General features: G+C 41.1%; 5 protein-coding genes. 2 read left to right on the top strand and 3 right to left on the bottom strand.

The window, feature by feature from the left end:
• Positions 1–129: 129 nt before the first annotated feature.
• Positions 130–432 (top strand): LytTR family DNA-binding domain-containing protein, encoded by a 303-nt coding sequence (locus tag FNH22_RS32985; RefSeq protein ID WP_143400946.1) that lies wholly within the window; start codon positions 130–132, stop codon positions 430–432.
• A gap of 222 nt (positions 433–654) precedes the next feature.
• Here FNH22_RS32985 and trmB read toward each other — a convergent pair whose 3' ends face one another.
• Positions 655–1314 (bottom strand): tRNA (guanosine(46)-N7)-methyltransferase TrmB, encoded by a 660-nt coding sequence (gene trmB, locus FNH22_RS23725; RefSeq protein WP_143400943.1) that lies wholly within the window; start codon positions 1312–1314, stop codon positions 655–657.
• Between the two features lie 177 nt (positions 1315–1491).
• Positions 1492–3942 (bottom strand): ABC transporter permease, encoded by a 2451-nt coding sequence (locus tag FNH22_RS23720; RefSeq protein WP_143400942.1) that lies wholly within the window; start codon positions 3940–3942, stop codon positions 1492–1494.
• Positions 3943–4265: 323 nt separating this feature from the next.
• On the opposite strand from FNH22_RS23720, the gene FNH22_RS23715 reads away from it, so the two are divergent.
• The gene (locus tag FNH22_RS23715; RefSeq protein ID WP_143400941.1) at positions 4266–5636 is read left to right on the top strand and encodes a sigma-54 dependent transcriptional regulator; all 1371 of its coding nucleotides are present in this window, start codon (positions 4266–4268) and stop codon (positions 5634–5636) included.
• Between the two features lie 165 nt (positions 5637–5801).
• Here FNH22_RS23715 and FNH22_RS23710 read toward each other — a convergent pair whose 3' ends face one another.
• Positions 5802–10295: an Ig-like domain-containing protein gene (locus FNH22_RS23710; protein ID WP_143400940.1), complete on the bottom strand. Its 4494-nt coding sequence runs from the start codon at positions 10293–10295 to the stop codon at positions 5802–5804.
• Positions 10296–10560: the final 265 nt, after the last annotated feature.

Here is a 10560-nt window from a genome sequence, read left to right as displayed (position 1 = left end):
CGCTCGCTTGGTAATTTCCTGATCAACCTGATCAGTGCCCTCTCTGCTTATTGCTTCTTCCCTAAAAAACCTTCTCTTAATATACAATTTGAAAAAAAACATGGACAATTATACCTGGTCGCTTAAACGATATTCACGTTAATTAAATCGGACAGAAGAACGTACAAAGTCTCGCTCAACGAAATTGTATACTTCAAAAGCTCAGGTGACTACCTCCATGTTATTCGAAAAGACAAATCGCTAATTACTAAAGAAAGCATTAAAAACGTGCTTCTAAGTTTACCTGAAGATCGGTTTGTTCAGATCCATAGATCTTACGTCATCAATATTAACTATTTAAAATATATGGAAAGTAATTGTATCTCAATTGATAAGGTAGTGCTTCCGATAGGAGACAAATACAGACAGCAACTGAGGCAAATAATGAAATAAAAAACCCCACAAGGCTTCTAAGGTTTATTTAAACCCCAAATAATACAGGATTTGAGCTGCCCTACGGTGTCAGCCTTCCACTGTTAACCCCATAAAATGAGGACCTGAAAGGTTGAGGCCTGGCTTTGACCAAAGGCTTCACTCGGTATTGTTTTTTAATGTTAGGTTTAAAAAACAAGTCCACCCTGTGGGTGATGCAAAGCTACACAAAAAATCTTCTCCTTACGCTTTGAAACGAAACTTGAGGTATTTTATATCACTGCCTGCACTAGTGAATTTTTGTTCATAACGCGTTTGAATATCATAGCATTCTGGCTTTAAGGATGACTTGTACAGATCAAAAGTGTAGTTAAGGTCGCGAATGTCTGATCGGTTATCAAGGCCCTCGAGCGTATACTTAAAAAGTTCCGTATTATCTGTTTTAAGACGTATCCAGCCATCTACACTGACAAGTTTCTTATAAAGATCAATGAAACGCGGATGAGTAACTCTTCTTTTTTCATCCCGGTCCCTGGGTCTCGGATCAGGAAATGTTATCCATATTTCAGATACTTCTCCTTGTTTAAAAAATTGCTCAAGCTCCAGAATATGAGTACGTAGAAATGCTACATTGTACAGGCTTTCTTCCAGCGCTATACCACTCCCCTTCCAGATACGGTCTCCTTTGAGATCGATGCCTACGAAATTCCGGTTCTTAAAAAGTCGTGCAAGACCTACGGTATACTCTCCGCGACCACAGGTAAGCTCCAATGAAATAGGATTTTGGTTTTTAAAGAATTCATACCATTCTCCACGAATATTATCATACAGCGGCTTTCCTGGTTCAATGATGTTTGGTCGTTTCGCATTTTCGGCAAAACGTTGCAATTTTCCTCGGCTCATAGAACCTGCAAATGTAAAAGGCTGAGCGAATTTCTCACAGATTACACTCAAATGAATTTATCACATATCAATAATTTACTTGAAATAATGAATTTTAAATACTTGATTATCAATAATTTAATAAAAATTAACTCAAGTAAATTTTCACACCTCTGTACTTTTTTTGCATCCTATGCCTCACTCATATCTGAGGCTATTGATAGGATTTCTATTCACGGCTTGAAGAACATGTACGCTTATTGTTGCTATTGCTGCCAGTACAATGAATAAAACAGGCAGGCCTATCATCCACCATACCACCTCCACACGGTATGGATAAAATGAAAGCCAATGTTTCGCACCATAAAAAGCCAGTGGAATAGCAATAATTGAAGCTGTTATTATTAACGTAATATATTCTTGTGACAGCAGTAAAAATATTTTGTGTAACGAAGCCCCCATGATCTTTCGAATGCCTATTTCTTTTGTACGCTGAGCAACGGTATATGCGGAAATACCCATCAAACCCGAGCTCGCTATAACCAATGCCAGCAGCGTGAATATCCCGAGGATGGTACTAAATTCCTGGTCTGATTTATACTGAATATCAAATTTTTGATCGAGAAAACTATAATCAAAAGGTGCGTCAGGAAAGAACTCATCCCATTTTTTTTGTACCTCATGAATACCTGCCTTCAGTTGGATCGCCTTCTGCTCACCAGATAGATCTTCGTCTATATTTAGCGCCAATGAATAGTAATTACTCCATATGCTTAACACAAATCCACAAGGCTCTATTCTACTTTTCAAAGATTGTTGATGAAAGCTTTTGACTACACCGATAATCGTTAATTCAGGGAATATTTTATCCTCTGTCAGCTTCTGGCCTATGGCCTCTTCAGCGTTTTTGAAACCAAACTGTTTCAATGCTTCTTCATTAATTACAAAAGAGCCCTTGCCAAAGGTGTCATCACCATCCCTGTAAAACCTGCCTGCAAGTAACTCTAACCCGTATGTGGAGAGGAAGTCTCTGTCACAAGAAATCAGCATCACATTATTACTGATTTGGTCATTTTCTTCTGAACGCCTGATAGAACTATTCCATCCAATGGGTTGGCCAGGTATATAACTGGATGCGGACATGGTATGCACAAAATTTAACCGGCTCACTTCTTCTTTAAAGCTGTTTACAGATTGAAAAAAGTCTCCGTTATCACTATTAAGCGCTCCGGGAGGAGCATCAAGTGTCATTATATTATCGATGTTTACACCTAATGCTTTATTCTTCATAAATGTGATCTGCTGATATACGATCAGCGTAGCTATGATCATACCTGTAGAAGTAATAAATTGGAGAGTTACCAGTGTTTTCCTCAATGACATACCTGCGGCACGTCTACTCATTTTACCTTTTAGTACCAGTACAGGGTTAAAACCAGATAGTATAAAAGCAGGATATGCCCCTGATATCAACGAACCACACAATAACAAAGTAACTACGGAAATCCAGAATTGGAATTTCATTTCTTCCGGAACAATCATCGGATTGGTAATTTGACTTAAAAGGGGCAATGAGACCTGAACCACAGTAAACGCCAATATCGCGGCAACTAAGTTGATAATAAGCGCTTCTGTCATAAACTGTATCCGCAATTGACCTGTACTTGAACCAAGGGTTTTCCTGACCCCTACTTCACGTGACCTTTCCATGGCCTGCGCTGTAGAAAGGTTAATGAAATTGATCCATGCTATGAATAAAATAAAAACGCCAAGCGTTACCAGGCCCCAAAGCGTATTTTCAGCAGATCTATTAATAGTTCCATCTTCTTCTACAGCGGTAAGATAGGTATCTTCAAGAGGTAGTATTTGTGCATGCCATTTACTTTCTTTATCCTGATCAAAAAAATCAGCTGTTTCACTGTCAATGGCATTTACTACTCTTTGAGTAGCAGCACTGGTTTTGATGTAAAACTCAGCATTCCAGTTATCCCAGGAATCAGAATAACCTTTTTCCACCACGTCAAGTGAGGGCATTGATAACAAGACTTCGAAATCAAAATGGGTGTTTGAAGGCAAATCTTCCATTACACCTACCACCTCATATTCCTGAATTCCCAAATTGCCACTAACCGAAAGTCTCTGTCCTTTGGCCTTACCGGGTCCAAAAAAACGATCAGCTACTTTTTTGCTGAGTATCATTTTCAAAGGATGATCCATTTGCCGAAAAGAACCTTCTATCATTTCCAATCCCAGAAAATCACTTATTGAAGCATCTGAATAATACACTCCCTTTTGTTGAAATGTCTTTTTATCGAGTTCATTTTTATGAATAAGAGAATTGTTTTGATAGTCAATATTGATCAATCTAAAAAATTCGTCAATTTCGGATATATTATTTAAGGAGTTTTTCAGTGCGGTAGCCAGATAAAAATATGTCTTAATTTGCCCGGCTTGATCCCGCTCCAGATATAACCTGGAGCTCCGTTCGCTGTTGACAAACGATTTATTATAACTAAATTCATAACCTACATAGTAGAACAATCCGAGACTGGCTGCCATCCCAAGGGCTAGTCCTGCAATGTTTATAAAAGCGAAAACCCTTTTATTCAACAATACCCGTAGTGATGTTTTTATATAGCTGAAAATCATAGTGTATACTCGTTAAAAGCCAATGATACTTTAATGTTGCAGCCTGTGTCAATATGCTACAAGGCACGGACCAAACTGTACTCTTTTAATCCCTTATATTTTATCAAGTTGAAGGTACCAAACCAATGCCAACATTATAACTATTTGATTTTCAAATAGTTAATATCTTAAAAAGAAAAATAGTTTTTTTATTTGCATCAATATGATACAATTATTTGTGCCAAATTGATACAAACCCTATTTTCGGATTACTGATCGATTTAAAAGTAATATAACGGATCGTTTACACATAATCTGGTCAAACAATTGGTAATCAATAAGAAATGAACAAAAAGGATGGTGTAATATTAATAATAGACGATGACGAAGATGTGTTAATTACGGCGCGCATGATCCTGCGCAATCATTTTAAAACCGTCAAAACCGAATCATCTCCAAAAACATTGGAATCTAACCTGGAAAATATCAATCCTGATGTGGTGATCCTGGATATGAATTTTAAGGCCGGCGCTACCAGTGGAAATGAAGGCTTATTCTGGCTACGGAAAATTAAAACGTTAGACCCTGACGTACATGTCATTATGAACACCGCTTATGGTGATATACAATTGGCCGTAGAATGTATGAAGGAAGGAGCTATTGATTTTTTGGTCAAACCCTGGGAAAAGGAAAAACTTTTATCTACTGTTAGTACGGTATTTCAACTCAAACAGAGCAAAAAGGAGCTCCATAAGCTCCAAAGCACCTCCAAAGTCCTGGCTAATGATATTCACAAAGATAAAGGTGAATTGCTAGGTCAATCTGCTGCTATGCAGCAAGTATTTGAAGGCATCCGAAAAGTAGGTGCCACCGATGCAAATGTATTGATACTGGGAGAAAATGGTACAGGCAAGGAACTGGTGGCACGGGCCATTCACCATCATTCTGCCAGGGCGAATCAACCTTTTGTAAAAGTTGACCTCGGCGCTCTTACAGAATCGCTGTTTGAATCTGAAATGTTCGGTCATAAAAAGGGCGCATTTACAGACGCAAAGGAAGAGCGAATGGGAAGGTTTGAAGTGGCCAATGGAGGTACGTTATTCCTGGATGAAGTAGGTAATATAGCTCTAAACCTGCAATCTAAGCTACTGTCTGTTTTACAAAACCGCGAGGTAAGCAAGGTAGGAGGTCATAAAACCATACCCATCGACATTCGATTGATCTGCGCTACAAATAAGCCCCTCCATGCTATGGCGCAGGAAGAAGCATTTCGTGAAGATCTGCTTTACAGAATTAACACTGTGGAAATAGAACTCCCCAGGCTAGCAGACCGCCATGGTGATCTGACATTATTGGCAGAACACTTTTTAAAGGTGTATGCAAAGAAATATGACAAGGCGCTTCCCTCTGTCACCAAAGCTACCTGGAAAAAACTTAGCGATTATTCCTGGCCCGGTAATGTACGTGAACTTCAGCATGCCGTAGAACGAGCTATTATTATGGCAAGTTCTGACACATTGGGCCCGGAGGATTTTCTTATCAAAAAGACTGAGAAGCCCACAGGCATTCAGCCTTCTCTCAATGTAGAAGAAATGGAGAAGCAAACCATTATACAAGCTTTGAAACAATGTAAGGGTAACCTGACCAGCGCATCAAAAACACTCGGCATGGGTCGTAGTACGCTTTATAGAAAAATGAGTAAGTATGGCTTATAAAGTCGCCCTCTCAAACTATTCTATCAACTCCAAACGGCATAAGTGTCCGGTTTCCATTACATACGACAGACGCTTTGCTTCCCTTAAAGGGATCAGATGTATTTGCAATAGCACAGCGCCTCACACAGTAATTGGTCAAAAGGGTGCGATGTAAGTTCTACTCCACTAATTAATCTTCATAAATCGGGCGGTTGAAAAATGGTCTTCATTTTTCAACCTAATCAGGTAGTACCCTACATTTAGACGATCTAAATCAATAGATAGACGGTTATCGATCGCATCTACCGAACGTTCACTTACCATCTTCTTACCATTTACATCATAAATGCTAAGCTGTAATGATTGATTGATTGCCTGCGGTAATATTATCATTAACTCCGACCCTGCCGGATTAGGATATAGCTTAATATCAAACGTGTTGCTGAAATCACCTAAGAGACCAGTAATGGTTTCGGTCATACCTGTAGAAGAGTTATCAGACAGCCCTGAAGCATTTGCTGCTCTCACTCTGAACTGATAGACATTTTTATCCAGACCGGTCACTTCTAAAGAAGTCGCGTCATTCACTTCATTCCCCTCAAACCCAGTCACAAAAGTGGTGAAATCATCTATGGAGACATCCACTTCGAATGACGTTGCCCCATCCGTTGTCTGCCAGTTTATAGTAAAACTCTCGGTGCCTATCTCCGAAGAGGCCTCAAGTGTTGGCGTAGCAGGTAAGGTAAGTACCTCGAGCGTGTCAGAATAAGCTGAATTAATAGTAGCCAACGCCTGTACTATATAAAAGTAAGTCGTATTGCTTTCTACGCTGGTATCTTCAAAAGTTGTTTCATCAGCTTCGACAGTCTCTATAACCGTAAACTCACCTTCCTTGGAAAGGGATCTTTCCACTCTGTATCCGGTTTCAGTTGTGGCATTATCAATCCACTGCAACCTGACCGGACTTGTGTTGCCAGTTTGTGTTGCCGCCAGTTCTGTTGCTGCGGATTCACCTGGTATAACCTGACCTTCCAGCCTGTAAACAAAATCCGTATTGGCCTCTCCCTGTATGTTATTCCCGCTTATCCATTGATCAGCGGCCGCACCTCCAAAGACCACTCCTTTACGGTCCACTATACGAAATACATTATCAGTTATAGGAGTTCTCTGTGTCCACTCCCATAGTTGGTCGGCTGTTTCAGCAATGTTATAGACGGATAACCAATATTTCCCGGCTTCAAGTTCAACATCTATTGGCAGTCTTACTTCTCGTTGACCCGGCTCAAAAGTAATGGCCATATCGGTCTGATAAACAAGCTCATTATCATCTGGTGCACCATTCAGGTCACGATAGATCTCCACATTAAAGTTTTCTACATCGCTTAAATTATCCTGTCCGTTAATGGTAATACCGGAAATCTGCCAGTTCTCGCCAAAATCTATTCCAAAATCATCCGCCGATTGGACAATGGAGTTATTGGAAAAAACGATTTGTGATGACAAAATACCGGTTTCCATTTCGTTGTTCAGCTGATCAAACAGAATAGGGTCCCCCACGGTCAGGCTGAAACTACTCTCAACGGTTTTCCCATTGGAAGTGGCCTGCACAGTGATTGAAGAAGTTCCAAAGATGGCCTGCATAATAGATAATCGTAATGTATTGTCTGCTACAATACTTGTGCTTACCAGTGTTGGGTTTGAGTTGGCAACTACCGCTTTGGTAATAGACGAGTTATCGTTATCGATATCTGTAAAAACATCGGTCAGATTTAGGTCAAAAATTTCGATATCATCTTTATTTATCTGTAACCAAACATCTTCCAGAGGATTACTCAACGTGGGAGGAAAGTCTCCGTCAAAAGTGGTGAATGTCCATATGCTATTATCTGCAAGTCCTGCGTAGGGATTGTCTACATTATCAAGTATAGCCCCTGCATCAATGGTAACATAGTACTCAGTGTTTGGGTCCAGGTCGGACACCGGGTTTACCGTAAAGGTTGTAGCGGAGATTTCCGCGTTGATGACATTAATGGTTTCAAATAACACATCATCCGAAGCACGTCGTATTTGAACGCTTCCTGTTCCTGCCTTAATGGGTTCACTGAAATCGGCAAATAAGTTGGTATTGGTGAATACATCGGTATCCCCTGTAAATGGATCAATGCTGATGAGTTCAGGTGCAGTATTATCCGCTGCCGCAGAGAATACATCAGTTGAAAAAAGTCCACGCCCGAAGGTAGCTACGATGACCACTCCATCCACTTCACGATATTGTAGCATATCACATCGTACGTTGGCGAGGTTATCTACCGTAGGTTCCCAGTTGGGAGTCGATCCAAAAATATTACTGGTAGACCAAACCCCTAGCTCCGTAGCTAGTAACACTTGCCGGGTATTAGTCGGATTGAACATCCCCCACCTCACAGGAATGTCCGGAAGACCGTCGTCTAATTCATCTCTACTAAGCCAGGTTAATCCGCCATCCTGTGTTACCCAAACAGACGTAACACCAAAATTAGAGATGGTGACCAATAGTTCCTCATCTGTAGCTCCGACATCTATCGAAGATATCGTACCCACAGAGGTAGAGATGTTACTGGTAATGTTTACCGCTACAGGATTAGCTCCATTTGCGTTATCTATTAAAAACACTTCTGCATCACGAGTCCCTACAAAAATCCTGTTATCCGTAAATGCATTGGCTTGAATGTGTGTAATCTGACCTAAATCCAGTGTAATTGTTTGCTGTGTACCTGGTGATATCGTATTTATATTTGCTATTCTCAATAACTGTCCCTCATCTCCGGCAGAATATAAGATATGCGCATCATTATCCAAATCAGACGGATTGATAAACAGTCCAACGTCACTATCGGCAATTCGCCTGAATGAATTACCTCCATCACTGGAATGGTTGACCGTATTTCTCGTAAATGCAGTTATTTGAAAAGAAGCATCGGTCTGATCGATATGGGTAAACCCTCCATCACCTCCGGTAGCCTCTTGCGTAGAAGTACCTGTGGCAGCTGTAAACCGCTGGGTCCCATTATCTTGTGATCCTGCCAGGAAATAACCTGAACCTACCGCATTTTCAGCTGCTACAGAATAAAATTGCGTGACACTATAATTGTTATTGCTGGTAACAAAACTTGGATTAGCAGAAGAGCCTAAATTAGTGGAGTAAGAAACGCCACCATCGTGCCCAAGAATGGCCTGACTTGGAAAACCTGGCCTGAACACTATCTCATGCAGATCAGCGTGTACAAAAGCGTCACATTGACCGGTCCAATAGGATACTTCATCCATATCAACGCCGGAATTGGAGGATCGAAGCACATTGATACCACCCAGGGTAACAACTGTTGCATCATCCGGCTTTACTGCCAAAATCAGATCATAGAATGCCTGTCCTCTGGTAAAATGAGTTCCAGCCGTAAAACAGCCCTGCTCACGGTATTGCGGAATGGACAGGTTGGTCCATGTAGTCCCCCCATCATCAGACCGCTGAAACCAGGCAACATCCCTGTCTCTGGAAACCGGGTTGGGATTCTGGGCTACTGCATACACAACGGTACTCCCAGTCACACTACTTTGAGAGGGTGCCACTGCTAATTCTATACGACTTGGAGCGGTAGCACTGGGTGGGGTTATTTCCGTCCAGGTTTGACCGTCATTGGTCGACCTGTGAACTCGCCCTGTCCCTATTGATGATAAAAAGCCTGTAGAGGCATAAATATCGCCGTTAGCCGCAACTTCTATATCCGCTCCACGGCCGGTAAGCACCCTGGTCCAGTTATTGCCTCCATCTGTAGAACGGTAAATACCGCTGATGCCGCCTTCATTGATCGAACTTAACGTGGAGATAAGAACTGCACCCGTCGGAGTCACCACTAACTTTTGAATATATCGGAAACTTGGCTCGTCAGTACTCGACAATAATTCCCAGTCCCCTCCACCATTGGTACTCTTATACACCCCTACACCAGGCACACCTCCACCATCGTTACCTGCAATATACCCCTCTCCGGTGGCTGCATAAAATGTCATTGTATTGTTAGGATCAAAAGCAAGAGAGGATATCGCCAAACTGGCAAGGAAATCATCTATACGGAACCAGGAAGATGTTTCATCGGTAATGTTATTATTAAACCATAGTCCCCCTGAAACAGAACCTGCCCATACCTTCCGCACATTCCCGTCATTAGGATCCCACATCAAAGCCCTGGTACGTCCGCCTATGTTATCCGGCCCTCTTTCGGTCCAGCTTACGCCAGGAATCGCGGCCAAAGGACGACCATTTTTGGACATGCGCTCTTTGAACCCCTGACTATCTATTCGTGTGCCCTGGGACGACTGCTTCTTAGCAAGCATTCTTTTTGTATAGTCATAGGCCGGTACAAGGCGTTCTGTAGGCACTCTTTTCAATGCGGGATCTACCGTCATCAAAAAATTATGTTCTGCAGCCAGGTCAGGGCGATCCTTTTTAGGCATTTGTTCATATTCCTCTCTACCGATCTCTCGTGTGGCATAAGGGTGATTATTAATATATTCGGAATAAGCCTGTCTTTCATCTACCGCTACGTATTGTAAATGCAGGTACTTAGCTACTACTACCGTTGCCAATACTGCAATACAAGCTATTAGCCCTTTACGTACAGACCAATTATTAAAAAGATTCATGCTTATTCGAGATTAGGTGTCTACTTAATAACCGGCCAAGTTAATAGTATTAGAAAACAAATTATAGTATTATGCCTAATGTTTTTTATCATTTTGTTACGAAACTGAATTATCTGTAATTACCTATAAAGTCATGATATCCCGTTCCAAAAGTATGATCAGGATTAAACCTGTTTGTCTCGAAAATCTGTATTATTACAGGCTATAAAATAACCTTTCGATTTATGAAAATTTTTGGTACGCCTCTACTTCTTACAGCGACAAC

Origin of the sequence: Fulvivirga sp. M361 (genome assembly GCF_007097395.1) — a bacterium.
Lineage (GTDB): Bacteria > Bacteroidota > Bacteroidia > Cytophagales > Cyclobacteriaceae > Fulvivirga.
Note: the sequence above shows the minus strand (reverse complement) of the source record. Positions and strands in the feature narration are given on the sequence as shown.

What these genes read in the sequence shown, in the direction of transcription:
- trmB (WP_143400943.1), bottom strand. Translation starts at nt 1,314, where the DNA reads ATGAGCCGAGGAAAATTGCAACGTTTTGCCGAAAATGCGAAACGACCA.
- FNH22_RS23720 (WP_143400942.1), bottom strand. Translation starts at nt 3,942, where the DNA reads ATGATTTTCAGCTATATAAAAACATCACTACGGGTATTGTTGAATAAA.
- FNH22_RS23715 (WP_143400941.1), top strand. Translation starts at nt 4,266, where the DNA reads ATGAACAAAAAGGATGGTGTAATATTAATAATAGACGATGACGAAGAT.
- FNH22_RS23710 (WP_143400940.1), bottom strand. Translation starts at nt 10,295, where the DNA reads ATGAATCTTTTTAATAATTGGTCTGTACGTAAAGGGCTAATAGCTTGT.